This is a genomic window from Streptomyces sp. NBC_01314 (genome assembly GCF_041435215.1).
Taxonomy (GTDB): domain Bacteria; phylum Actinomycetota; class Actinomycetes; order Streptomycetales; family Streptomycetaceae; genus Streptomyces.
Map to the genome: position 1 here is coordinate 8,822,720 of NZ_CP108394.1, position 24,103 is coordinate 8,846,822.

Annotated in this window: 20 protein-coding genes; 11 read left to right on the top strand and 9 right to left on the bottom strand. The window is 71.6% G+C overall.

Annotated elements, in window-relative coordinates; translation table 11 throughout:
• Positions 1 to 57 precede the first annotated feature (57 nt).
• Positions 58 to 1,518 carry a ribosome biogenesis GTPase Der gene (gene der, locus OG622_RS38825; protein ID WP_371581300.1) on the top strand — a complete coding sequence of 487 codons (1,461 nt, stop codon included), beginning with the start codon at positions 58 to 60 and terminating at the stop codon, positions 1,516 to 1,518.
• Positions 1,519 to 1,584: 66 nt separating this feature from the next.
• On the opposite strand, the gene OG622_RS38830 is transcribed toward der, so the two are convergent.
• Together OG622_RS38830 and OG622_RS38835 are read right to left on the bottom strand one after the other, a co-directional pair.
• A complete protein-coding gene (locus OG622_RS38830) occupies positions 1,585 to 1,941 on the bottom strand; it encodes a hypothetical protein (RefSeq protein WP_371581301.1) in 357 nt (118 codons plus the stop codon).
• 197 nt (positions 1,942 to 2,138) lie between these two features.
• Positions 2,139 to 2,909 (bottom strand): hypothetical protein, encoded by a 771-nt coding sequence (locus OG622_RS38835; RefSeq protein WP_371581302.1) that lies wholly within the window; start codon positions 2,907 to 2,909, stop codon positions 2,139 to 2,141.
• Positions 2,910 to 3,444: 535 nt separating this feature from the next.
• On the opposite strand from OG622_RS38835, the gene OG622_RS38840 reads away from it, so the two are divergent.
• Entirely contained in the window at positions 3,445 to 4,113 is a 669-nt protein-coding gene (locus OG622_RS38840) for a transglycosylase family protein (RefSeq protein ID WP_371581303.1), read from the top strand.
• Positions 4,114 to 4,210: 97 nt separating this feature from the next.
• On the opposite strand, the gene OG622_RS38845 is transcribed toward OG622_RS38840, so the two are convergent.
• The 3 genes from OG622_RS38845 to OG622_RS38855 are packed head-to-tail and all read right to left on the bottom strand — an operon-like array spanning position 4,211 to position 8,513.
• Entirely contained in the window at positions 4,211 to 4,852 is a 642-nt protein-coding gene (locus OG622_RS38845) for an ATP-binding cassette domain-containing protein (RefSeq protein ID WP_371581304.1), read from the bottom strand.
• A complete protein-coding gene (locus OG622_RS38850) occupies positions 4,849 to 8,010 on the bottom strand; it encodes an ATP-binding cassette domain-containing protein (RefSeq protein WP_371581305.1) in 3,162 nt (1,053 codons plus the stop codon). The genes OG622_RS38845 and OG622_RS38850 overlap by 4 nt, the downstream gene beginning before the upstream one ends.
• On the bottom strand, positions 8,010 to 8,513 hold the full coding sequence (locus tag OG622_RS38855) for a hypothetical protein (RefSeq protein WP_371581306.1): 504 nt from the start codon (positions 8,511 to 8,513) through the stop codon (positions 8,010 to 8,012). The genes OG622_RS38850 and OG622_RS38855 overlap by 1 nt, the downstream gene beginning before the upstream one ends.
• A 123-nt stretch (positions 8,514 to 8,636) precedes the next feature.
• On the opposite strand from OG622_RS38855, the gene OG622_RS38860 reads away from it, so the two are divergent.
• The 5 genes from OG622_RS38860 to OG622_RS38880 all read left to right on the top strand — a co-directional run bounded on the left by OG622_RS38860 (position 8,637) and on the right by OG622_RS38880 (position 13,952).
• Complete coding sequence (locus tag OG622_RS38860) at positions 8,637 to 9,224, top strand: hypothetical protein (protein WP_371584358.1); 588 nt, start codon at positions 8,637 to 8,639, stop codon at positions 9,222 to 9,224.
• A 67-nt stretch (positions 9,225 to 9,291) separates the two neighbouring features.
• Complete coding sequence (locus OG622_RS38865) at positions 9,292 to 10,569, top strand: ABC transporter substrate-binding protein (protein ID WP_371584359.1); 1,278 nt, start codon at positions 9,292 to 9,294, stop codon at positions 10,567 to 10,569.
• Between the two features lie 192 nt (positions 10,570 to 10,761).
• Positions 10,762 to 12,024: a glycosyltransferase family 4 protein gene (locus tag OG622_RS38870; protein ID WP_371581307.1), complete on the top strand. Its 1,263-nt coding sequence runs from the start codon at positions 10,762 to 10,764 to the stop codon at positions 12,022 to 12,024.
• Positions 12,021 to 12,857, top strand: a complete 837-nt coding sequence (locus OG622_RS38875; protein WP_371581308.1) for a hypothetical protein — start codon at positions 12,021 to 12,023, stop codon at positions 12,855 to 12,857. The genes OG622_RS38870 and OG622_RS38875 overlap by 4 nt, the downstream gene beginning before the upstream one ends.
• An 84-nt stretch (positions 12,858 to 12,941) precedes the next feature.
• On the top strand, positions 12,942 to 13,952 hold the full coding sequence (locus OG622_RS38880) for a helix-turn-helix transcriptional regulator (protein WP_371581309.1): 1,011 nt from the start codon (positions 12,942 to 12,944) through the stop codon (positions 13,950 to 13,952).
• Here the strand turns inward: OG622_RS38880 and ctaD are convergent.
• Positions 13,861 to 15,591 (bottom strand): cytochrome c oxidase subunit I, encoded by a 1,731-nt coding sequence (gene ctaD / locus OG622_RS38885; protein WP_371581310.1) that lies wholly within the window; start codon positions 15,589 to 15,591, stop codon positions 13,861 to 13,863. The genes OG622_RS38880 and ctaD overlap by 92 nt on opposite strands.
• Before the next feature lie 379 nt (positions 15,592 to 15,970).
• On the opposite strand from ctaD, the gene OG622_RS38890 reads away from it, so the two are divergent.
• Positions 15,971 to 16,186: an I78 family peptidase inhibitor gene (locus tag OG622_RS38890; protein WP_371581311.1), complete on the top strand. Its 216-nt coding sequence runs from the start codon at positions 15,971 to 15,973 to the stop codon at positions 16,184 to 16,186.
• A 116-nt stretch (positions 16,187 to 16,302) separates the two neighbouring features.
• Here the strand turns inward: OG622_RS38890 and OG622_RS38895 are convergent, their stop codons facing one another.
• Both OG622_RS38895 and OG622_RS38900 read right to left on the bottom strand, forming a co-directional pair.
• Positions 16,303 to 17,325, bottom strand: coding sequence for a phosphatase PAP2 family protein (locus OG622_RS38895; protein WP_371581312.1), 1,023 nt, complete (start codon positions 17,323 to 17,325; stop codon positions 16,303 to 16,305).
• A 240-nt stretch (positions 17,326 to 17,565) separates the two neighbouring features.
• A complete protein-coding gene (locus OG622_RS38900; protein WP_371581313.1) occupies positions 17,566 to 18,759 on the bottom strand; it encodes a glycosyltransferase family 39 protein in 1,194 nt (397 codons plus the stop codon).
• A 325-nt stretch (positions 18,760 to 19,084) separates the two neighbouring features.
• Between OG622_RS38900 and OG622_RS38905 the strand changes: the two genes are divergently transcribed.
• Positions 19,085 to 20,695: an MFS transporter gene (locus tag OG622_RS38905; RefSeq protein ID WP_371581314.1), complete on the top strand. Its 1,611-nt coding sequence runs from the start codon at positions 19,085 to 19,087 to the stop codon at positions 20,693 to 20,695.
• Between the two features lie 161 nt (positions 20,696 to 20,856).
• Entirely contained in the window at positions 20,857 to 22,047 is a 1,191-nt protein-coding gene (locus OG622_RS38910) for an acyl-CoA dehydrogenase family protein (RefSeq protein WP_371581315.1), read from the top strand.
• Positions 22,048 to 22,098: 51 nt separating this feature from the next.
• Here OG622_RS38910 and OG622_RS38915 read toward each other — a convergent pair whose 3' ends face one another.
• Positions 22,099 to 22,542, bottom strand: coding sequence for a cell division protein SepF (locus OG622_RS38915; protein ID WP_371581316.1), 444 nt, complete (start codon positions 22,540 to 22,542; stop codon positions 22,099 to 22,101).
• Positions 22,543 to 22,845: 303 nt separating this feature from the next.
• Here OG622_RS38915 and OG622_RS38920 point away from each other — a divergent pair, with 303 nt between their 5' ends.
• A complete protein-coding gene (locus tag OG622_RS38920) occupies positions 22,846 to 24,069 on the top strand; it encodes a DUF5685 family protein (RefSeq protein ID WP_371581317.1) in 1,224 nt (407 codons plus the stop codon).
• Positions 24,070 to 24,103 lie beyond the last annotated feature (34 nt).

The window sequence follows — 24,103 nt, forward strand, 5'->3', positions numbered from 1 at the left end:
CGGCGGACAAGCCGGGTGCTCCACCGATCACCACGATGACTACGAGGTACGGACTTCATGAACGACCAGTTTCCCTCCGAGCACGAGCACGGAGAGCTTGGCGACGCCGAGTACGCGGAGTTCATGGAGCTCGCCGCGGTAGAGGGCTTCGACATCGAGGACGTCGAGGGCGCGATCGAGGAGGCGGGCCACGGCCCGCTGCCCATCCTCGCCATCGTCGGCCGCCCGAACGTCGGCAAGTCGACGCTCGTGAACCGGATCATCGGCCGCCGCGAGGCGGTCGTCGAGGACAAGCCCGGCGTCACCCGCGACCGCGTCACCTACGAGGCCGAGTGGGCGGGCCGCCGCTTCAAGGTCGTCGACACCGGCGGCTGGGAGCAGGACGTCCTCGGCATCGACGCCTCCGTCGCCGCCCAGGCCGAGTACGCCATCGAGGCCTCCGACGCCGTCGTGTTCGTCGTCGACGCCAAGGTCGGCGTCACCGACACCGACGAGGCCGTCGTCCGGTTGCTCCGCAAGGCCAACAAGCCCGTGGTGCTCTGCGCCAACAAGGTCGACGGCCCGAGCGGCGAGGCCGATGCCACCGCTCTGTGGGCCCTCGGCGTCGGTGAGCCGCACCCGGTCTCCTCGCTGCACGGCCGCGGCACCGGCGACATGCTGGACGCCGTCCTGGAGGCCCTGCCGGAGGCGCCCGAGCAGACCTTCGGCACGGCCGTCGGCGGCCCCCGCCGTATCGCCCTGATCGGCCGCCCGAACGTCGGCAAGTCCTCCCTCCTCAACAAGGTGGCGAACGAGGATCGCGTCGTCGTCAACGAGGTCGCGGGCACGACCCGTGACCCGGTCGACGAGCTGATCGAACTCGGCGGTGTCGTCTGGAAGTTCGTCGACACGGCGGGCATCCGCAAGCGCGTTCACCTCCAGCAGGGCGCCGACTACTACGCCTCGCTGCGCACCGCCGCCGCCGTCGAGAAGGCGGAGGTGGCCGTCATCCTCATCGACGCCTCCGAGTCCATCTCGGTCCAGGACCAGCGCATCGTGACGATGGCGGTCGATGCGGGCCGCGCGCTGGTCATCGCGTACAACAAGTGGGACACCCTCGACGAGGAGCGCCGCTACTACCTGGAGCGGGAGATCGAGACCGAGTTCGCCCAGGTCGCCTGGGCGCCCCGGGTCAACGTCTCGGCGCGCACCGGCCGGCACATGGAGAAGCTGGTCCCCGCCATCGAGTCGGCCCTCGCCGGCTGGGAGACCCGCGTCCCGACGGGCCGCCTGAACGCCTTCCTCGGCGAACTGGTCGCCGCCCACCCGCACCCGGTCCGGGGCGGCAAGCAGCCCCGCATCCTCTTCGGCACCCAGGCCGGCACGAAGCCCCCGCGCTTCGTCCTCTTCGCCTCCGGCTTCATCGAGGCGGGCTACCGACGCTTCATCGAGCGCCGGCTGCGTGAGGAGTTCGGCTTCGAGGGCACCCCGATCCACATCTCGGTGCGGGTGCGCGAGAAGCGCGGCAGGAAGAAGTAGACAGCGGCACGACATGAGGAGGCGGCCACCCGGACATCCGGGTGGCCGCCTCCTCATGTGCCCGCTTCAAAGACCTCGGCGTGGGCCCGGGGGCAGTGGGGACGGGATGTGGTGCATCCCCGTGTACCCGGTGGGGATGCGCCCCACCGGCTGCCACACGGCCGTCGTCGTCGCCGTCTGACCGGACTGTGTCTCGCGCTGGGTGGCGAGATGCCCCGCCCCGTGCCGGGCGGCGAACGAGCCGGAGGTGTACGGAGCTGTGGTGCGAGATCCGCCCGAGCCGTGCGACAGGCTGCCGAAGCCCGTGAACCCCAGATCCTCCTCCCCGTGCCGGTCGCCCGGCAGGGTGCGGTAGGTCCTGACCCACTCCGCGTAGAGCGTGTCGTAGATGGGCGTGGCCGACGGATCCTGAGTCGGCCGCATGGACGGGATCGACTGGTAGGACTGGCGGCGAGGAACCTCGTATGCGTGCACGCCTGTGCCAACGACCCCACCGCGGAAGGGATGCGCTGCCTCCACCATTCAGCCTCCGGGAAGGAATCGCGGCCCCGAGGGGCGCGGGGCTGTACCGATATGCGGCTCCGCCATGGCGGATTGTCACGGCTCGCCGAGCGGCGCGATCAGGTGCCGGCCAGCGGCAGGGTGGCCGCCACCAACTTCCCGTTGGCCGCCGCCTTGTCGAGCGCGTCCCGCAGCAGATCCTCCCGCGGCTGCCGTCCGATCGACCCCACCGGCGCCGCGAACAGCAGCACCTGCTGGTGCTTGTTCGCGGCCGCCCGCCACGCGTCGGCGACCTGCAGCGCCTGATGGGCCTGCCACCACGCGACCGGCGAACCACCGGAGGGGCCCGGCTGCAGGATGGCGTGCAGCTGACCCATGGCGAGCAGGACGGACCAGCCGTGCAGTACGGGTGGTACGGAGTCGATCTGGGGGAGCGGCATGAAGCCCTGCTCGATGAGCAGCGGCAGGAAGTCGTCGCCCACGCCGGTCGTGCCGGGGCGGGCGATGGGAGCGGTCGGTTCGACGACCAGCGCCGGGTGCAGCTCGCCGCTGAGCAGGATCAGTCCGCTGGTGACGCCGAGCACGGCCTGCTCGGGGACGGCCTGGGCCGGGTTGTCCCCGGCGATGGAACGGGCGGCGCCCTGCAACTGCTCCTCGGTGACCTGGACCACCTGGGAGGGCAGACAGGTGGCGTGGGCGAAGGCGAGTACGGCTGTCTCGTCGCCGACGAAGAGAACGGTGCTGGTGCGCTCCTGCTCGGAGTCGCCGGGGGTGCGGCACGACGTGCAGTCGTAGCCGCCGGGGGCGTTCTCTCCGGCGAGCAGCCGGTCGGCCTCTTCGTCGCCGATCTCGGCGCGTACCTCGTCGCTGACCTCGAGCATGCGCGGCACGGGTGGCTCCTCGGGATGCGGTGCGTGTCGGTGCCGGGTGGCGCCCGGCCCATGAGCACGGAGGTTCCGGCTCATGAAGGAGACAACGTGCGATCTGTGGCCGGGGTCACGCCCGATGACGAACGGAATCGAACCAACCGCAGCGCAGGGTGAATCCATGGGCGGAATCAGTTACTCCGCGCCAACTTCCCAAGGGCCCGGCCAAGTTACGCCGGTGAAGTGGGTCACAGATCGTCGAGGCGTCTGGCCGACATATCAGTAAATAAGGGAATGAAGTAGGTGTCCGGAATTGGCCGCTACTCGCGGTAACGGCGAACTGGCCTCGAATGACCGGCGATTGCTTGCTGACAGCCCGTCAACCTCCATACATTCCCGGCCGTGTGCAACGAGCACCGCTCGGGTACGTCCGCCGGCCGCGCAGAGCCAGACAGCGCGCAGCACCACCTCCGGCGGACGGGGCGGAGCGCGACACCCGCGTCCATGCGCGGGAAGCGCCCCGTCCTGGGGGACCCCGGGTCCGTGGAGAGGGATCTTCATGTCCGAATGTGCCGATACCGCGCGCGGCAGCGCTCGAAGGACACGTACGACGGCGGTCCTCGCCGGGGCGGCCCTGCTCGCCCCCCTCGGACTCCTGGCCGTCACCGGCACCGCCTCGGCGGCCGACAGCGGGGTGTGGGACCGCATCGCCAAGTGCGAGAGCGGCGGCGACTGGCACATCAACACCGGCAACGGCTACTACGGCGGTCTCCAGTTCGCCGCCTCCACCTGGCGTGCCTACGGCGGCACCGCCTACGCGGCCACCGCCGACCAGGCCTCCAAGGCCCAGCAGATCGCGATCGCCACGAAGGTCCAGCGCGCGCAGGGCTGGGGAGCGTGGCCCACCTGCGCCGGGCGCGCCGGAGCCTCCGGCAGCGCACCCGCGGGACCCGCCACCGGCTCGGCCCCCACCGGGTCGACCAGGCCGGCCGACCCCACCGAATCCGGGAAGTCCGTCACACCGGCCCCCTCGACGACACCGTCGCGCCCCGCCGGCCACTCGGACCGCAGCGCCTCCCGCGGTGACTACACCGTCCGGCAGGGCGACACCCTGAGCGGTATCGCCGCCCGGCACGGGACCACCTGGCGGCAGGTCTACGCCGCCAACAAGGCCGTCATCGGCGGCGACCCCGACATGATCGTGCCGGGCCAGCGGCTCGACCTCTGACCCGCCCGCGCCCGTTTCCCCTGGGCGCCGAGGTCCCACCCGGCACACCCGCCGGGTGGGACCTGTGCCTCTCCGGACGGCGACGGCCCCTGCCGTCTCAGGCGAGTTCCGCCGCCTCGCCACCGAACGCCAGTGCCCCGCGCCGCAGTTCGTACACCAGGACGCCCGGTACGCCGCGCAGTCCCGGCGGCAGGCGCTGTTCGGCGACGACCACGCAGGCGTCGAGGTCGCTCAGCAGTTCGTAGGTGCGGGCCGCGACCGCCGGTGACATGCCCTGGGTGGGTTCGTCGACGAGGACGACACGCGCGCGGGCCGACAGGGCGCGGGCGAGGGCGAGCACGCGCTGCTCGCCGCCGGAGAGGGTGCCGGCGCGGCGAGGGAGCAGGGGTCCGAGCCGTGGATAGGCGTCCAGGGCGTACGAGAGGTCCGACGCGGCCAGTTCGAGGTTCTCGCGCACGGTGAGCGAACCGAAGACGGCGCGCCGCTCCGGTACGAGGACGAGGCCGCGGCGGGCGCGCTCGTACGCGGGCAGCCGGGTGATGTCGGCCCCGTCCCACACCACGGCGCCGCCGGAGAGCGGGACCGTGCCGGCGAGGGCCCGCAACGCGGTCGTACGGCCGGAGCCGTTGCGGCCGAGCAGCACGGTGAGGCCGGGGCCCGGGGCGGCGAGGGTGAGGCCGTGCAGCGCCTCCAGGGGGCCGTATCGGACGCGGGCGTGACGCAGGGAGATGAGGGTCATCGTTCGACCGCCGGGTCGAACGGGTCGCGTGTGCCCGGTGCACGGAGGACATGGTCGGCGGGGCCGGAGGTGACGATCAGGCCCGCCGCCATGACGTGCACGACGTCCGCGAGGTCCGCGACGAGGTCGAGGTCGTGCTCGACGACCAGCAGGGCCATGCCGTCGTCGGCGAGGGCGCGCAGCACGCGGGCGAGGGCGGCCAGCTCGGCCGCGTCGAGTCCGGCGGCGGGTTCGTCGAGCAGCAGCACGCGCGGGCTCCCGGCGAGCGCCCGCGCGAGCTCGACCCGCCGCAGTGTCCCGGTCGGCAGTCCGGCCGCCGGCGCCTTCCGCACCGGCCCGTCCAGCCCGAACAGCCGCAGCGCCCGCTCCACGGCTCCGGGATCGGCGATCCGGCCCTGCTCGGCGCCGACCCGGACGTTCTCGGCCACGGTCAACGACGGGAACACGGCCAGCTGTTGAAACGTCCGGGCGATACCGAGCCGGGTTCGGGCGTGCGCCGGCAGCCGCGTGATGTCCCGCCAGCCGAGGCGCACCTGGCCGGCGCCGGGCCGCAGTGTCCCGGCGAGACAGTGGAAGAGCGTGCTCTTCCCGGCACCGTTGGGACCCACCACCGCGCAGACCCGCCCCGGGATGACGTCGAGATCGACACCGCCGAGGGCCGTGAACCCGCCGTAACCGAGGTGGAGGTCGCGGGCTTGGAGGGAGGGGGCGGGAGAAGGGGCTGCACGGGGAGAGCGCGTGGCGCGCCCGCCGGCCGGCCGAGGAGGGGAGGCCGGGACAACCTCGGGCCGGTGCCCGGCGGGAGTGCCGAGGTCGGGGGTGGGCGGTTGCCGTGCCTTGTCGGACCGTTCCTGGCCGTGATCGGCGGGCTTCGCCTCGTCGGACCGCTTCCCGTCGTGACCGGCGGGCTCCGCCCCGCCCGGCGCGCTCTCGGTGGGCTGCCCCTCGTCCTGCGACGTGACTCGGCCCGAGGCCGCTACCCGCCACCGTCGGCCGATCCCGTCACGGCCTCGCCCGCCGCCCGGGGTTCCGCGACCAGGACCGCCGCTGCTCACGGCCGGTCTTCTGCCCACCACGGGGCCCTCGTCCCGGACGGCCTGGTCAAGCGCGTCCTGCGCCGCCGCGCCCGCGAAGGACCAGCCCCGCGCCGGGCCGTCCGTCGCGGCGACCGCCGAGGCTGTGGCCGCGCCCGTGCCACGTCTCGCCCACCCGGTGCTCGCGTCCTGTGTCGAGCGGTCCGCCGACGCCGCGCCCCTGCCCGGAAGAGCCGACCTCGGTCGATCCACCCCGACGGGCGCCCCCGCCCGTACCCGCTTTCGGGCCCGCGTCCCCGCCGACGTCAGCTCGTGTCGGCCGCCCGCCCCCGGCCGCAGCCGTACGAACCCCGCCCGCACCGCTTCGTAGGGCCCGCCGGGGAAGCGGCCCACCAGGACCGCCAGGACGCCGATGACCGCGGCCGCCACGCCGCCCCTGGTGCCCGCGTCCAGGCCGACCAGCAGGGCGGCCGCCCCGAGAGCGCCGAGCGTGCTGTCGGCGCCCAGGACGACGATCGCGGCGAACCAGATGAGGCCGCGGACGGGGTCGTAGGCCGTGGGGTCGAAGGCGCGGAGGCCCATGGCGAGCATGCCGCCGCCGAGGGCGGCCAGGGCGGCGCCCGTCACGAACGCCGCCAGTTTCAGCGACGGGACGCGTACGCCCGCCGCCGACGCGCCCGCCTCGTGGTCCCGCAGGGCGGCGAGGGCCCGGCCGGTGCGGCCCCGGCGCAGGGCGTGGGTGGCCAGGAGCGCCAGGGACAGCAGTCCCAACTCCAGGACGTAGTAGGCGCGGTCGCCCTCGAAACCAGGGGGACGGGTGACGGTCAGGCCCGAGGTCGCGTACGGCTGGGCGAAGACGAAGCGGCTCACACCGACGCCCACGGCGAACGTGGCGAGGGCCAGCGCCAGACCGTGACGGCTGATGGCGGGCCAGCCGGTCAGCAGGCCGAGGGGGGCCACCAGGAGGACGGCCACCAGGAGGGCGGTCAGTTCGGGGAGCGTGGGGAGGAAGGGGAAGCGGCCGGCCGACAGCAGTGCCGTGAAGAGCGCGCCCAGGCCCGCGTAGGCCGTCTGGCCCAGGGAGATCTGGCCGCCCCTGCCCGTCACCACCACCAGGGAGAGCAGGACCACGCCCAGCGCGGGCACCTGGACGGCAGTGTGCAGGTCCTCGCCCGCGAAGCCCAGCGGGATCAGGAACAGCGGGAGCGCCACGATCCACGCGCCGGCGGGTGTGCCGACCCGCGCGGTCGCCGTGCGGGGCAGCGCGTCGCGGGTGCCCACGCCGGGCAGGACCAGGGCCGCGACGAGGAGGGCGACCACGAACAGGTTGGTGCCCACGGCCTGGAGCAGCGGCTCCGCCCAGCCCGACGGGTGGAACCGGGTCAGCTGGCTCTGGGCGATCCCGATACCCAGCGCGACCAGCACGGCCATCGGGAGGCTGCGCATCCGGGCGGCGACCGCCACGGCGACCACCTCCATCACCAGGAGCGGCATGCCGTACGGGTCGAGGCGTACGTACGGGGCCAGCAGGACGCCCGTCAGGCCCGCCGTGAACGAGCCGAACGCCCAGCCCGCGGCGGCGACCCGGTCCGCGTCGATACCGTCGAGGACGGCGAGGGACCGGTCGTCCACGACGGCGCGGAGCTCGCGGCCGAAGCGTGTCCAGCGGGTGACCGCGCCCACGGTCGCCGCGACCGCCAAGGCCACCGCCGGCTGGCCCCACGGGTCGGCCGGCACCAGCGTCGGCGCGTCGTCCCGCGCCCCCTGGCCCCACAGCAGCGCGGCCCCGCCGACAAGGAGGACGAAGACGCCGATCGAGGCGACCAGTGTCTGTGCCGGGTCGCCGCCGAGCACGGCGAGCGGGCGGAAGACGAGGCGTTCCAGGATCAGGCCGATGGCGGGGGCGACCAGGAACAGGGTCACGAGGGCGCCGAGCCAGAGAGGCCACCCCCACTCCACGGTGAACTGGCGCAGCAGATACGCGCACACCATCGCGATCGCCCCGTGTGCGAAGTTGAGCACGCCGGTCGCCCGGTACGTCACGATCAGACCGATTCCGGTGAGGGCCGCCGCGCTGCCGACCGACAGCCCGGCCAGCGTCAGGTCGTACGTCAGGGACGCCATCAGCCCTCCGCGGGCTCGGCGGGGTCGCTTCCGGAGGGTGCCTCGCAGATCGGGCACGGCCGCAGTTCGCCGCCGGTGAGTACCCGGGAGTCCACCGGCACCGCCTCCGCCTTGCCGGCCACCAGTGGGCAGTCCGCGCGGTGCCAGAGGGTGCCGCCGGGCACCATCAGCAGCCTGCCGCTGGTGGCGAGGGGCCCGGCCGTCGCCTGCGCGGACGTCTCGGCGTCGGCGTCGGAGGGCTCGGCGGTGACCAGGAGGCCGTACAGCTCCTCCACACGCGTGGCGGCCAGGGCGTTTCGGCCGTGGGCGAGGAGGACCGCGCCCGCGATGATCAGCGCGGCGCCGGGGACCGTGCAGGAGGCCAGGTAGGGGAGCTGTCGTTCGGCGAATCGCTCGCCGGAGATGCCGTACCAGCCGACGACGCACAGCACCGCGCCGCCGGCGAGCGCGGCCCAGCCGGCCCAGAGGACGGGGTGCACGGTCCGCAGTCGGGCTGTCCGCATCGGGGCTCCCACACGTCGTGTGTCTGTCCATCCCAGCCGATGGCTTGCACTATGCCTTCTGCAAGCTGACCCTGAAAGAACCGGGCGCGTGCCGCCCGGTCCGACACCCCGGTGGTGAGCCAGATGGTTCTCGGGAGCGACCTCAGGCGGGCGAACGGACGGCGGGGCCGCGGCCCACGGGCGGCGGGACGGGGTACGGCCCTGGCGGCCGCCCTCGTCCTCCTCCTCGCCCCGGCCCTCGCGGCGTGCAGTGACGACAGCGGTGGCGGCGGCGACACGGCGCCGCCCACACCGTCCGTGGAACGCACGACCAGCGAGCCCGCCGAAGCGACCACGAGCGCGAGCGGGCCCGCGGACACGGCGGCGGCCGAGAAACAGATCAAGGAGAGCTGGAAGACGTTCTTCGACCCGGCCACCTCCACCAAGGAGAAACAGGCCGTGCTGGAGAACGGCGACGAGATGGGCCCGGTCCTCGCGGCGTTCAGCGGCGACGAGCGCGGCGGGAAGGTGGAGGCCCAGGTCCAGAAGGTCGTGTTCACCTCGGCCACCGACGCCGACGTGACGTACACCCTGCTCCTGGAGGGCGCCACGGCCCTGCCGGACGCGGCGGGTACGGCCGTCGAGGAGGACGGCACCTGGAAGGTCTCCGTCAAGACACTGTGCGGACTGGTCGCGCTGAGCGGCAATGCGACACCGGGCCCTGGCTGCTGAGACCTCGGAGCGTGTGGTGAAAGTCCCGCACAGCACCCGCGGCGCCCGGCGCAGGCACCGCACGGGACTGTCACCACACGCCCTGGCCGCAGGCCTGCTGCTCCTCCTGGTGACGGCCTGCGGCAGCCGGCTCCCGGAGAGCGACTTCGAGCGCCGGGACGGCACCACGGCACCGGCGAGCGCCGAGCCGTTGCGCGTAGGCATCATCACCAGCGTCACCAGCCCGGTCGGCGGTGCCGCGTTCACCGGGCCGCGCGACGGGGCGGAAGCCTACTTCGCCGCGCTCAACGCGCGCGGCGGCATCGACGGCCGCCGCGTCGAAGTGCGGGAGTGCGACGACGGGGGCAGCGGCGTCGGCAACAACGAGTGCGTGCGGCAACTCGTGGAGGAGGACGACGTGGTGGCGCTCGTCGCCACCACCGCCCTCGACTACGCGGGCGCCTCCCGTGTCGCACACGCGCGCGTGCCCGACATCGGCGGCCAGCCCATCGGCCCGGCCTACGACACGTACCCGTACCTGTACAGCGTCTACGGCAGCCTCGCGCCCCGCGACGGCACGACCGGCTGGGACGGGACGCAGTACGGCGGCACCGAGGTCTACCGCTACTTCAAGCGTGAGCACGGCGCCCGTACCGCCGCCGTGGTCTCGTACAACCAGTCCGCGTCGGCCGCGTACGCGCGTCTGGTCGTGCAGGGGCTGAAGGCCGAGGGGTACGAGGTGGTCACCGAGCAGGTCGACTTCGCGCTGCCCAACTTCCGCGCGGCCGCCGCCGACATCAGGGAACAGGGCGCAGACCTGGTCTTCGACGCCATCGACAGCCACGGCAACGCCCGGCTCTGCGAGGCGATGGACGAGGCGGGCGTCGAACTCACCGCCAAGGTCACCAACGTGCAGAACTGGACCTCCACGGTCGCCGAGGACTACAAGGACGCCCCGCGCTGCCGCAACGCCCTGTGGGCCACCGGCTCCAGCCGCAACCACGCGGACGAGGGCGACGAGGCCGTACGGGAGTTCCGGGACGCGACGAAGAATCTGAAGACGCACTCCCAGTGGCAGTTGGAGGGCTGGGCGGCAGCGATGTGGTTCACGGACGCGGCGCGCTCGTGCGCGGGGGGCCGGGAAGGCGTCACGCGCGCGTGTGTCGACCGGTTCATGAACCGAGCCGAGTTCTACAGCGCCGACGGACTGCTCGTGCCCGTCCGCTTCGAACGGCTCACCGAGCCCCCGAGCACGCGCCGGACGTGTGTGTCCGTGGCCCGCTGGCAGGACGCGAAGGGGTGGGTGAGCCAGGGGGACATGAACGACACCTGTTTCGACGTTCCACAACTTCCTTACCAGCCCTGATGCGATTCGGAGCCGACAAGTTCCCTCATCCCGCTATCGATCGGGCAACCGTTCCAAAACAAGTTGATGATGCTGTCCAACCATTCCCAGGGATGCCGGGTCTAACGGTGTGGCGGTGGACCAGCACCGCCATTGACGGATGACCGGCGAAATCAACGGATGACCAGGGAAATCAGGGGGCTCGGGGGACGCATGCACATTTCTTTCCTCATACACAACGCGTACGGCATCGGGGGAACGATCCGGACGACGTACAACCTCGCAAACACCCTGGCCGAACAGCACGACGTGGAGATCGTCTCCGTCTTCCGCCACCGGGACGAGCCGGTCTTCGACGTCGACCCGAGGGTCCGGCTGCGGGGCCTCGTCGACATCCGGGAGGGCGGCGCCGACAAGGGCCACGCCGACCTGGAGCGCTCCGCCAGGGTGTTCCCGCGCGCCGAGGGCCGCTACGCCCAGTACAGCGCCATGACCGACCGGCGCATCGCCGAACACCTCTCCTCGGTCGACGCCGACGTCCTGGTCGGCACCCGCCCCGGGCTGAACGTGCACATGGCCCGGCAGACCCGCCGCGGCCCGGTCCGCGTCGGCCAGGAGCACCTCACGCTCGACAGCCACTCCTCGGCTCTGCGCGCCACCCTGCGCGGGGTCTACCCGAGGCTCGACGCGCTCACCACGACCACCGAGGCCGACGCGCGCGCGTACGGCTCGAAGATGCGGCTGCCCGGCGTCCGCGTGCAGGCCGTGCCCAACCCGGTGCCCGCGCCGGGCATCGACCCGGCCGACGGCTCCGGCAAGTGGGTCGTCGCAGCCGGGCGACTCGCGCCCGTGAAGCGCTACGACCTGCTCATCAAGGCCTTCGACAAGGTGCGGGAGGAGCGGCCCGACTGGCGCCTGCGGATCTACGGCGGCGGTAAGCAGAAGGAGAAACTCCGCACCCTCGTCGACAAGTTGGGCCTCTACAACCACGTGTATCTGATGGGCCCCGCCAATCCCATCGAACCCGAGTGGGCCAAGGGCTCCATCGCGGCCGTCACCTCCAGCCTGGAGTCGTTCGGCATGACGATCGTCGAGGCCATGCGCTGCGGACTGCCGGTGGTCTCCACCAACTGCCCGCACGGCCCCGGCGAGATCATCGACGACGGCGTCGACGGCCGCCTGGTCAAGGTCGGCAACGTCGACGCCATCGCCGACGGTCTGCTGGAACTCATCAACGACGACGGCAAGCGGCAGCAGATGGCGCACGCCGCTCTCCAGGACTCCGAGCGCTTCGACCCGTCCCGCATCGCCGAGCGCTACGAGACGCTCTTCGGCGACCTCGCCGCCCGTGGCGGCGGCTCGTCGGTGGGCCGGATGCGCGGCTCCCTGCATCGCACCCGCGGCGCTCTGCTCGGCCGCGCGTACGCCGTTCGGGATGCCGGTCGTTCCGCCATCAAGAAGGGGCGCACCGCATGATGACGCTGGCACCGCAGCAGCCCACGCACCGCGACGACCAGGAGGACAGGGTCACGCCCCCGCGCACCGACTGCGTTGCCGACTTCGCCGGCGGCCTGACCTTCGACATCGACGACCGAGGCGTGTCCGACCCCGCCCACCTGGTCCTCTTCCTCCGCGACAGCGACCGGAAGGTGCGCCTGCCGCTCACCCCGGCCGGCAACGGCCGCCTGAGGGCCGCGCTGCCCGGCAGCGCGGACGTCCCCGAGGGCCGCTGGGACGCCTACCTCCAGATCGCCGACGGCGAGCCGTGCCGACTGTCTCCCGGCCTCAACGACCTGCGCTCCCTCGTCGACCGCGCTCCGGCCGCCACCGCCGACCGGGTCGCCGTCCGCATCCCGTACGGCACCAAGCACGGCAACCTCACCATCCGCAGTTGGGAGCGCTCCCCCCATGCCGAGGCGGGCGAACTCCACATCGGTGACGCGGCGCTGGAGGTGACCGTCCGGGCGTACGGCGCCGAACCCACGCCCGAGGCGTACGCCGAGTTCACCGACCGGCAGGAGTCCGCGCCCGCCGTACGGGCCGGCCTCACCCCGGACGGCCGGGGCGGCCTCCGTTTCACCGTGGCCTACGGCGAGCTGCGGCCCGGCACCTGGGATGTGTGGCTGCGCCCCCAGGGGGAGTCCGGCCCGCGGGTGCGCGTCGCGCGGCTTCTCGACGACATCGTCGAGAAGACCCCGGTCTTCGTCTATCCCAGGAAGCGTGTCGAGACCGAGCACGGCCCGGTGGAGGCCGAGCCGTCCTACACGGCCGACAACGACCTCTCCGTCACGGTCGTCGCCGTGAGCTGACTGAACGAGCTGAGCTGAGCAGAGCCGAGCGGGCTTCGGCGGTCGAGGACACTCCCTGTCCTCGACCGCTGACAGACTCGCCCCATGTTGGAGACATCGGCACGGCTGCTACGACTGCTCTCGCTCCTGCAGGCCCACCGGGAATGGTCCGGCTCGGACCTGGCCGACCGGCTCGGCGTCACCGCGCGCACGGTCCGCCGCGACGTGGACCGGCTGCGCGAGCTGGGCTACCCCGTCAACGCCAGCCCCGGCACGGGCGGCGGCTACCAGCTCGGCGCCGGGGCCGAACTTCCGCCGTTGCTCCTCGACGACGAGGAGGCGGTCGCGGTGGCCGTCGGGCTGCGCTCGGCCGCCGGGCAGGGCATCGACGGCATCGGCGAGTCCTCCGTACGCGCACTCGCCAAGCTCGAACAGGTGCTGCCGAGCCGGCTGCGCCGCCGGGTGGGGGCCCTGAACGCCTTCACCGTGCCGCTGCTGCGCGGGCCGCAGCTCTCCGCGATCGACCCGACGGTCCTCACCGAACTCGCGAACGCCTGCCGGGACGCCGAGCGGCTGCGCTTCGAGTACCGCGACCACGCCGGCGCCGCCACCCGCCGCACGGTCGAGCCGCACCGCCTGGTGTGCACCGAACGCCGCTGGTACCTGGTCGCCTGGGACGTCGACCGCGCCGACTGGCGCACCTTCCGCGTGGACCGGGTCACGCCCAGGCCGCCGCACGGCCCGCGCTTCACCCCTCGCGAGCCACCGGCCGATGACCTCGCCGCGTACGTGTCCAAAGGCGTCTCCACGCGCGTGTACGCCTCGCACGCCGTCGTACGGCTGCTGGTGCCCCTCCACGAGGCCGCCGAGCGGATCTCGCCCTCGGCGGGCACCCTGGAGGCCTACGACGAGCACAGCTGTCTGCTGCGCACCGGGGCGCCGAACCTCGACGTGATGGCCATTCACGTGATGATGACCGGCGTCGAGTTCGAGGTCGTCGAACCGGAGGAGCTGACCGGGGCGATCAGGACTCTCCGGGACCGGCTGTCGGCCGCTCTTGACCGAAGCGGGGATGCGGCGTCCCCTCCTGGCCCTTCCGGGTCTGGGGCGGCGTGATCGCCGCGAACCTCGGATGGTGCAGGTCGAACGCCGGTGCCTCGGAGCGGACGCGGGGCAGCGTCACGAAGTTGTGGCGCGGTGGCGGACACGAGGTCGCCCACTCCAGCGACCGGCCGTAGCCCCATGGGTCGTCGACGTCGACCTGCACGCCGTACCGGGAGGTCTTCCAGACGTTGTAGAGGAACGGCAGCGTGGACAGGCCCAGCAGGAACGAGCCGATCGTCGAGACCGTGTTGAGGGCCGTGAAGCCGTCGGCTGCCAGATAGTCCGCGTACCGCCGGGGCATGCCCTCGGCGCCCAGCCAGTGCTGTACCAGGAACGTGGTGTGGAAGCCGACGAAGAGCGTCCAGAACTGGATCTTGCCGAGCCGCTCGTCGAGCATCTTGCCGGTGAACTTCGGCCACCAGAAGTAGAACCCCGCGAAGGTCGCGAAGACGACCGTGCCGAAGACGACGTAGTGGAAGTGCGCGACCACGAAGTACGAGTCCGTGACGTGGAAGTCCATCGGCGGCGAGGCCAGGATCACCCCCGTCAGACCGCCGAACAGGAACGACACCAGGAAGCCGGTGGCCCACAGCATCGGTGTCTCGAACGACAGCGAGCCCTTCAGCATCGTCCCCGTCCAGTTGAAGAACTTCACCCCCGTCGGCACGGCGATCAGGAAGCTCATGAACGAGAAGAACGGCAGCAGCACCGCGCCCGTGGCGAACATGTGGTGCGCCCACACCACCACCGACAGCCCGGTGATCGCCATCGTCGCCCCGACCAGCGTCAGATAGCCGAAGATCGGCTTGCGGCTGAAGACCGGGATGATCTCCGAGATGATCCCGAAGAACGGCAGCGCGATGATGTAGACCTCGGGGTGCCCGAAGAACCAGAACAGGTGCTGCCACAGCAGCGCGCCGCCGTTGGCCGCGTCGAACACCTGCGAGCCGAACCGCCGGTCCGCCTCCAGGACCAGGAGCGCCGCGGCGAGCACCGGGAACGCCATCAGGATCAGGATCGACGTGAACAGCGTGTTCCAGGTGAAGATCGGCAACCGGAACATCGTCATGCCGGGGGCGCGCATCCCGATGATCGTGGTCAGGAAGTTCACCGCGCCGAGGATGGTCCCGAAGCCGGCCAGCGCGAGCCCCATGATCCACATGTCGGCCCCGATCCCCGGTGACCGTTCCAGACCGTTCAGCGGCGCGTAGGCGAACCATCCGAAGGCGGCGGGCCCCGACGGCACCAGCAGCGAGCCCAGCACGATCAGCCCGCCGAACAGGAACAGCCAGTACGACAGCATGTTCAGCCGGGGGAAGGCGACGTCGGGCGCGCCGATCTGCAGCGGCATGATCTCGTTGGCGAACCCGGCGAAGGTCGGAGTCGCGAAGAGCAGCAGCATGATGGTGCCGTGCAGGGTGAAGAGCTGGTTGAACTGCTCGTTGTCCACGATCTGTGTGCCCGGCCGGGCCAGTTCGGCACGCATCACCAGCGCCATCAGACCGGCCGCCAGGAAGAACAGGAACGACGTGACCAGGTAGAGGTGGCCGATCTTCTTGTGGTCCGTCGTGGTCAGCCAGTCGACCACCAGCCGCCCCGGCGCCCTCGCCCGTACGGGTCGTGCCGGCGCCTGTACGGTCTCGGTCCCCATCGCTCGCCCCTTCGCTGCCGCGTCCTGGGCCCGTGCCGCACGCCATGATGCTCGCGCCCCGGTCGCTCCGACAGGGGACGTACGGGGGAAGTGTGCGGGAACCGTGTATTTCCCATGAGGTGGGGGCTTCCTGGAGCCGTCCGGGAATCAGTGGGAAAAGGCTGGACATGCACCGGACACACACGGCCCCGGACATACTTTCCGACGGGCTATTCGTGATGGTGCCGAAGTGGCCGGGAATTACGTTCGGCAGCACGCGGAAGGCGTAAGGAACCGCTCGTACGTGTGACTGAGTTGGGCCGAAACGCGTGTCGTGGTTCTGTGACAGAAGCGTGACTGCGGGAGGACAGCGGGGCCTCGGCCGCCTACCGTGGCGGTCATGGCACCCATTCCCACCCCCTCCGAAGAGCCCCGGGACGACCCCGACGCCTACGTCGGACTGGAGGCGCCGAACGCCGAGCGCCGAGCCGTGGAACGCGGCTGGTCCACCGTCCGGAAGCTGTCACCTGGCGCGATCGTCACCATGGAGTACCGCTTCGGCCGGCTGAACCTCGAGGTCGAGGACGGCCGGGTGAGGCGCGCCTGGAAGGGCTGAGACCGAGCGTCGTCAGATCGCCGTCAGATCAAGGACGGGGGAAGGCCCGGCTCGCGGAGAGCCGGGCCTTCACCGTGCGGGGCATGGGCTGTGCGTACCGGCCCCGCTGTCTCGTGTCAGCCGCCCGCGACCGGTCGGGCCGAGGTCGCGTTGTGGGCGACCCGGTCCGCGTGAGGCGGTCGGCGGGGGCCGGTCGGGGTGACCGGGGCCCGCTCCGACCTGGTCGGATGAGGCCCGGGGGACAGGTGCAGCGGCACGATCGGGGCGTGGGCGGCACGGGCCGCGATGCCGGTCTCCCGGACGGCCGCGGGCTCATGGCCGGGCTGGCGCAGCGGGGCCGTGCCCACCGCCGTGGGTACGGGCGCCGGCAGTGGCGCCGCACGACGGTCGCGCAGGGTGTCCCGCAGCGAGAAGAGCCAGGCCTCGGCGCGGGCGATCAGCGGCTCGAACCAGGGCAGCGCAAGCATGATCAGCAGACCGGCGGCCCAGCCCAGCAGGACGTCGCTCAACCAGTGCGTACCGAGGTAGACCGTGGTGAGGCCGACGCCGAGCGAGATCACGGCGGACAGCGCGGACAGCCAGCGTCTGGCCCTCGGCGTCGACGCCAGATAGGCCAGGATGCCCCAGGTCACCACGGCGTTGGCGGTGTGTCCCGAAGGAAATATGTCGCCGCCCAGCCACATCTCGTTGGAGCCGACCTCGGTGGCGTAGTGCGGGCCGAGCCGGCCCATGCCGATCTTGGCGGCGCCGACCGTGATGTTCAGCAGCAGCAGCGAGACGCCGAGGGCGAGCATCGGGCGCAGGGTGTGCTGTCTCCAGGAGCGCCAGCCCAGCCAGGCGGCGACCATCACGGCGGTGGGTCCGCGCTGGCCCAGGACGACGTAGTAGTCCAGGAAGGCGTGGATCTGCTGCCACTGCTGGTACGGCCGGAAGAACATGATCTGCCAGTCGAGCCGGACCAGCCACGAGGTGATCACGATGGCCCACACGATGGCCACGTAGAAGGCCAGGGTGGAGGCGAGGAGCACCACCCGGTGCCGGGTCATCACCGGCACATCGATGTGGGCCGGTCGTTCCGGCTCACGGTCCAGCCTGGAGAAGACCCGGTCCAGACGGGTCGGCTTTAGTTCGGTACGCACTCAATCGACGTTACAGCGAGTGAGCTCCGACGCGGCGTGAATCACCGGCTTTGTGATGACGCCGTGATGTGGGATGGCTCTCATATTGATGCTTATTTCTGCTGAATGACGAATCGTTGCGCCACTCGGCCTTCAATTCCATGGCTTAATACTGGGCATCCGTTTTGCGACCCTTTTGAATTCGTTCACCGAATGCTTACATGGAATTACCCGCCCGCTCGCTGTCCGCCGCGGGCCGGGTCAGGGCGGACCGGAGCCATTCAGCCAGAACGCTCCGTAGATCGCCGACGCCACCCCGACAGCGCCGACGATCGTCGCTGAGCCGGGTGTACGCGCTCCGGCGAGAGTCCGGGCGAGGGGCAGCAGCAGCGGGAAGGCGGGCATCAGCAGCCGGGGCTTCGAGCCGAAGTAGCTCGACGCGCACAGCGCCAGCGCGGTGACGACCCCCGCGTAGACCAGCAACGGCAGCGGCTGCCCCTGCCGTACGCACACCGTGTACAGCCAGATGATCAACGCCACTCCGATGATCAGTCCGACACCCGCCAGGGCCGACGGGAACGACGTGAACTTGTCGGCGACGAAGCGCGCGAAGGCGAGGCCGCCGTCGAAGCCGTTGCGCCACCCCGCCTGGACGTCGAGATAACCGAGCGGGCCCCGGGCCGTGCGGTGACCGACCCACAGGACGTAACCGGCGGCACCCAGGGGCGCGAGGAGCATCCCCAGGGCGCGCGGCCAGAGAGAAGCGCTGTTCAACGCCTCCACACTCCGGTTCCGTACGAACGGGGGAGCGGGCTCGTGTCGCCGTTCCCGCAGGTACGACGCGATCGCCGCCGCCCAGACCGCCGCGACCACGGCGAGCCCCACCGGGCGGGTCAGCCCGGCCAGGGCGGCCAGGGCGCCCGCCGTCACCCAGCGGCCGGTCAGGACGGCGTACAGCGACCAGGCGGCCAACGCGGTGAACAGTGACTCCGTGTACGCCATCGACTGCACGATCCCGACCGGCAGCACCGCCCACAACAGCACCGCGCAGACCCCGACCCGTCCGCCGTACAGATGGTCGGTGACCGCGAAGATCCCCCAGGCCGCGGCGAGCGAGGCGAGCGTGCCGACGACGAGGCCGGCGTGGGCGTACGACAGCGGGGTCACCGCCGACACCGCCCGTTCCAGCCAGGGGAGCAGTGGGAAGAAGGCCAGGTTCGAGTGGACGTCGCCGTTCGGCAGGCGCACCTCGTAGCCGTAACCGAGTTCGGCGACGCGGGTGTACCAGAGCGAGTCCCAGCGCGCCGACAGCAGTGTCAGGGCGCTCTTGTCGCGCGCCGCGCTCCACAGGGCGAGGGCGACGAGGCCCAGGGCGCGCACGGCGGCGTACCCGAGGAGTGCGGGGGCGGCCCGCCTCAGCAGGGGCGGCGCCGGGCGCGTAGCAGGATCGGTCACGCGCTCGATTATCGGCGGAGCCAGGAACCGGCCGGGACGCGGTCACGTGGTGGTCCGTGATGGACGGTGACGGTCGAACCACGGACGGGTGACGAAGGAGTCATGGAGGACCGGTGGACGGCCCGGGGCGTGATGTGTGCCACACGTCACATGAGGGTTCCATGAGACGCCCGCCACTCTCCACCGGCCGGGACTCGCGTACGCTGTCGGCTCGCTCGCCTTTCGTTGCGCGGGCCCGGGACGCCGCTCCTCCCGGGCCGTGGCCGCCGGGGAGTCCCCACCCCGTTGGTACCGCCGAACGCGAGAGCATCTGGGAGGTACGTACATGTCCGGGACGCCCACGGCCGCTGTGCGACGCCGCCGGGAGGCCGGGGCCGGTGCCAACCGCTGGGTCGTCCTCGTCGTCCTCTGCGTCAGCCTGCTGCTCGTCGCCGTCGACGCCACCGTGCTGCACGTGGCGGTCCCCGCCGTCACCGAGGACATCAAGCCGAGCGCCATGGAGCTGCTCTGGATCGTCGACGTCTACCCGCTGGTCTGCGCCTCGCTGCTGATCCTCTTCGGCACGCTCGGCGACCGGGTCGGCCGCAGACGGATCCTCCTCTTCGGATACGGCCTCTTCGGCGTCGCGTCCGGCCTCGCGGCCTGCGCCGACAACCCACAGGTCCTGGTCGCGGCCCGCGCCCTGCTCGGCGTCGGCGGCGCGATGATCATGCCCGCGACGCTGTCGATCCTGCGCCAGGTCTTCCCCGACCGGCGCGAGCGGGCGCTCGCCATCGGCATCTGGAGCGCGGTCGCCGCGGTCGGCGCGGCCGTCGGACCGCTGCTCGGCGGGTTCCTGCTGGAACACTTCTGGTGGGGCTCCGTCTTCCTGGTCAACATCCCCCTGATGCTCGTCGGTCTGCCGATCGGACGGCTGCTGCTGCCCGAGTCGACGGGCGACCGCGACGGCCCCTGGGACGTCGTCGGCGCCCTGATGGCGGCCGTCGGTCTCTTCGGCGTCGTCTTCGCCGTGAAGCGGCTCGGCGGTGGACACCTGCCCTTCGACCCGGGCACCGCCCTCGCGCTCCTCGGCGGCGCCGGGCTGCTGATCGCGTTCGTACGACGCCAACGGCGCCGTACCCATCCGCTGGTCGACCTGCGGATGTTCGCGCGCCCCGCCTTCAGCACGTCGGTCGGCTGCATCGTCCTCGCGATGCTCGCGCTGGTGGGGCTCGAGCTGATCGCCGCGCAGTATCTGCAACTGGTCCTCGGGCTGTCCCCCCTGGAGACGGGACTGCGGCTGCTGCCGCTGACCATCGCCGCGATGGCGGCCGGTCTCGTCGGCTCCCACCTGCTGCACCGCTTCGGGCCGCGCCGCATGGTGTCCCTCGGCTTCTGCCTCACCGCCTTCGCGGTCGTCCTGCTGACGGCCATGGGACGCCACGACAACGCGGGACTGCTGCTCGCCGGGTTCGTCCTGCTGGGCTTCGGTCTGGAGACGACCCTCTTCGGCGCCTACGAGTCGATGCTGAGCGAGGCGCCCGCGTCCTCGGCGGGCGGGGCCGCCGCGATCGGCGAGACCTCCTACCAACTCGGCGCCGGCATCGGCATCGCGCTCCTCGGCAGCGTGATGAACGCGGCGTACGCGCCCGGGTTGTCGTCCGTGCCGGGGGTGCCTTCGTCGGCGTCCCATGCCGCCGGGCACTCGCTCGGCGAGGCGTACCAGGTCGCGGACCGGTTGGGCGGGCCCCCGGGGGAGGCGCTGCGGCACGCCGCGCGTGATGCGTTCGTGCACGGTCTGCATGTGACGCTGCTGGTGAGTGCGGCGTTGCTGGTGCTGGGTGCGGTGATGGCTCTGCGGCTGCCACGGGGGATGGAGTGCGGGGCGTCCGCGGACGTTCCCGGGCCCCGGGAGGCCAAGGCGGCGACGCCCGTCCGCGCGGAGTCGATGCGCTGAGCTGTTCGGGGCGGCTGGGCCCCGTCGGGCGCGGAGCTGTCGCCCTGTGCGGCTCCGCCGCGTGGGTGTGACCGGCCAGGGACGGCCCGGCCCACAGCTGAGACGGCGAAGGGTTGGGTACGGTAGTTAGCATCGCTAGTTTATGAGCCGGAGGTTGTTCCATGACCGCGCCCACGAAATCGCCGTCCTTCGACCCCGCCGATTTCCTCGGCCTCGACGATCTGCTCGACCCCGAGGATCTCGCCGTGCGGGAGACCGTGCGGAGCTGGGCGGGGGATCGGGTACTGCCGTATGTCGCCGAATGGTACGAGCAGGGGGAGTTGCCCGGGATCCGGGAGTTGGCCCGGGAGTTGGGGGCGATCGGGGCGCTGGGGATGTCGCTCCAGGGGTACGGGTGCGCGGGGGCCAGTGCGGTGCAGTACGGGCTCGCCTGTCTGGAGCTGGAGGCAGCGGACTCGGGGATCCGTTCGCTCGTGTCCGTGCAGGGGTCGCTCGCCATGTACGCGATCCACCGGTTCGGGAGCGAGGAACAGAAGCAGACGTGGCTGCCGCGTATGGCCTCCGGTGAGGTCATCGGGTGCTTCGGGCTCACCGAGCCCGACCATGGGTCCGACCCGTCGTCGATGCGTACGTACGCCAAGCGGGACGGCGGCGACTGGGTCCTGAACGGGCGGAAGATGTGGATCACGAACGGGTCCGTCGCCGGGGTCGCCGTGGTGTGGGCGCAGACCGAGGAGGGCGTCCGGGGGTTCGTCGTGCCCACGGACACCGCCGGGTTCTCCGCGCCGGAGATCAAGCACAAGTGGTCCCTGCGCGCCTCCGTCACCAGTGAACTCGTCCTGGACGACGTGCGGTTGCCCGAAGCCGCCGTACTCCCGGAGGTCAGGGGACTGAAAGGGCCGCTGAGTTGTCTTTCGCACGCCCGCTACGGAATCGTGTGGGGTTCGATGGGCGCCGCGCGGGCGTGTTTCGAGTCGGCCGTCGAATACGCCAGGACGCGGGAACAGTTCGGGAAGCCGATCGGCGGATTCCAGCTCACCCAGGCCAAACTCGCCGACATGGCGGTCGAGTTGCACAAAGGGATTCTGCTCGCCCACCATCTGGGGCGGCGGATGGACGCGGGACGGCTCCGTCCCGAGCAGATCAGTTTCGGCAAGCTGAACAACGTACGAGAGGCGATCGAGATCTGCCGTACCGCCCGCACGATTCTCGGCGCGAACGGGATCTCCCTCGAGTACCCGGTGATGCGGCACGCGACGAATCTGGAGTCCGTGCTCACCTACGAGGGCACCGTCGAAATGCACCAACTGGTGCTGGGCAAGGCGCTCACCGGTCTTGACGCCTTCCGGTGAGCCGCGTCGTGCGACCGCGCACCGGAGGACGGGCCGGCGAGCGGCCCTGCCTCAGCTCTGGTTGAAGAAACCGTCGACCGGACGGCTCGCGACCTCGCCGCTGACGATCTCCGTGTCGGCCGGGGTCAGCAGGAACACGCGGTTGGACACCCGCTCGATGGAGCCGCGCAGACCGAAGATCAGGCCGGCCGCGAAGTCGACGACACGCTTGGCGTCGCCGGCCTCCATGTTCGTGAGGTTCATGATGACCGGGACGCCGTCCCGGAAGAGCTCACCGATGTGCCGGGCGTCACGGAAGCTGTCCGGCGTGACCGTGCCGATCCGGCGGCCGTGGTCCTGCACGGACTCGGACGCGACCTTGACGCGAGGGTCGGTGACCCAGGCCTCGCCGGAGCCGGACTCCCGCTCATCGGCGTAGTCGTCGTCGTAGTAACGCTCGTCATCGTTGTCGTCGACGAGGCCAAGCCAGGCACTCGCCTTGCGCACCGATCCCATGGACGCCTCCTCTCGCAGCGGTCTTTCGTGCTTTCCGCATCCCTATCGTCGTCCATGATGCGGAGGTCTCGCCAAGTGGATAGACGCCGCACGGGGGTTTCGTGACGGTACTGGTGCAGAACGAATTCGTCGAGAGTCCATGTGCCCCAAGGGCTCCGCTGTACACACCTGCTGACAGGGAGTGAAATAATATTGTTCGTGGCGTTTGGGTGAGCCGGGGTCCGTCCGGGTGAACGTTCCGGCAGCTACGATGCGGCGACGCCGACGAGCGTGCTGAGACACGGGGAGACACGGGGGAGTGTCGTGTTCGGAATGGTGAGGCCCTGCAGCCATCGGCTCGGCGAAGGGCTGCGGACGCAATGGATGGCACATCTGTGCGGGCTCTGCCTCGCGCTGCGCGGGGATCACGGGCAGTTCGCCCGGATCGTCACCAATTATGACGGTCTGCTGGTCTCGGTTCTGACGGAGGCTCAGGCAGAGCGCACCAGCGACTGGCGGCGCACCGCCGGACCCTGTCCGCTGCGCGGGATGCGCACCGCCTCCGTCGCACAGGGCGAGGGCGCGCGGCTCGCCGCCGCCGTCTCGCTGGTGCTCGCCTCGGCCAAGGTGCGTGACCATGTGGCTGATGGAGACGGAGTGCTCGCGCGCAAGCCGGTGGCGCGCGCCGCGCGCCGGGTTGCGACGAACTGGGGGCGCGCCGGGGCGCGTACGGGATCGGACATCGGGTTCGACACGGCGGTGCTGGTCGACGCCGTGGACCGGCAGGTCGGCATCGAGGCGCTCGCCGGGCCGGGAACCCCGCTGCTGACGGTCACCGAGCCCACCGAGACGGCGACGGCGGCGGCCTTCGCGCACACCGCGATCCTGGCCGGACGGCCGGGCAACGCCGCACCGCTCGCCGAGGCCGGACGCCTTTTCGGACGGCTCGCCCATCTGCTGGACGCCGTGGAGGACCGCGCCGCCGACGCCGCCGTGGGCGCGTGGAACCCGCTGACCGCCACGGGGACCTCCCTCGCCGAGGCCCGGTGGCTCGCCGACGACGCCCTGCACGGCATTCGGCTCGCCCTGCGCGAGGCCGACTTCGTGGACGGCGAGCTGGCCCATCGGCTGCTCGTGCACGAGTTGCGCAGGTCGGTGGACCGGGCGTTCGGGGCGGTGCCGGTGTGTTCGGCGCATCAGCCCGGCGGGGCGCCGGTGCCGGGCGATCCGTATGCCGGGGACGGCGGGAATCCCTACGCGGGCGGCGCCGGTGATCCCTACGCCGACGGCGGTGGGAATCCGTTCGGTGGTGGCGGCGGAGGGTATGGCGGGGGCGGTGGCTTCGGTGGGGTGCCGTCGCCGCAGCCGCCGAAGCGGCGGGGGTTCTGGGCGGGGTGCGGGATGTTCACGCTGCTGTGCTGCACCTGCCAGATGTGCTGCGCGAAGGAGTACGAGGGCCCTTGGTCCCGGAAGAAGCGTGAGGGCTGCTGCCGGGACTGCGACTGTGACTGCTGTGAGGCGTGCGAGTGCTGCGGTTGCGACTGCTGAGACGGCGGCCGGGAGCGAGGGACGAGGTACGGGC

Coding starts and splice junctions, on each gene's coding strand:
- OG622_RS38910 (WP_371581315.1), top strand. CDS start 20,857: ATGACCGCGCCCACGAAATCGCCGTCCTTCGACCCCGCCGATTTCCTC.
- der (WP_371581300.1), top strand. CDS start 58: ATGAACGACCAGTTTCCCTCCGAGCACGAGCACGGAGAGCTTGGCGAC.
- OG622_RS38850 (WP_371581305.1), bottom strand. CDS start 8,010: ATGGCGTCCCTGACGTACGACCTGACGCTGGCCGGGCTGTCGGTCGGC.
- OG622_RS38890 (WP_371581311.1), top strand. CDS start 15,971: ATGGCACCCATTCCCACCCCCTCCGAAGAGCCCCGGGACGACCCCGAC.
- OG622_RS38905 (WP_371581314.1), top strand. CDS start 19,085: ATGTCCGGGACGCCCACGGCCGCTGTGCGACGCCGCCGGGAGGCCGGG.
- ctaD (WP_371581310.1), bottom strand. CDS start 15,591: ATGGGGACCGAGACCGTACAGGCGCCGGCACGACCCGTACGGGCGAGG.
- OG622_RS38870 (WP_371581307.1), top strand. CDS start 10,762: ATGCACATTTCTTTCCTCATACACAACGCGTACGGCATCGGGGGAACG.
- OG622_RS38845 (WP_371581304.1), bottom strand. CDS start 4,852: ATGACCCTCATCTCCCTGCGTCACGCCCGCGTCCGATACGGCCCCCTG.
- OG622_RS38830 (WP_371581301.1), bottom strand. CDS start 1,941: ATGCGGCCGACTCAGGATCCGTCGGCCACGCCCATCTACGACACGCTC.
- OG622_RS38840 (WP_371581303.1), top strand. CDS start 3,445: ATGTCCGAATGTGCCGATACCGCGCGCGGCAGCGCTCGAAGGACACGT.
- OG622_RS38915 (WP_371581316.1), bottom strand. CDS start 22,542: ATGGGATCGGTGCGCAAGGCGAGTGCCTGGCTTGGCCTCGTCGACGAC.
- OG622_RS38880 (WP_371581309.1), top strand. CDS start 12,942: ATGTTGGAGACATCGGCACGGCTGCTACGACTGCTCTCGCTCCTGCAG.
- OG622_RS38860 (WP_371584358.1), top strand. CDS start 8,637: ATGGTTCTCGGGAGCGACCTCAGGCGGGCGAACGGACGGCGGGGCCGC.
- OG622_RS38855 (WP_371581306.1), bottom strand. CDS start 8,513: ATGCGGACAGCCCGACTGCGGACCGTGCACCCCGTCCTCTGGGCCGGC.
- OG622_RS38875 (WP_371581308.1), top strand. CDS start 12,021: ATGATGACGCTGGCACCGCAGCAGCCCACGCACCGCGACGACCAGGAG.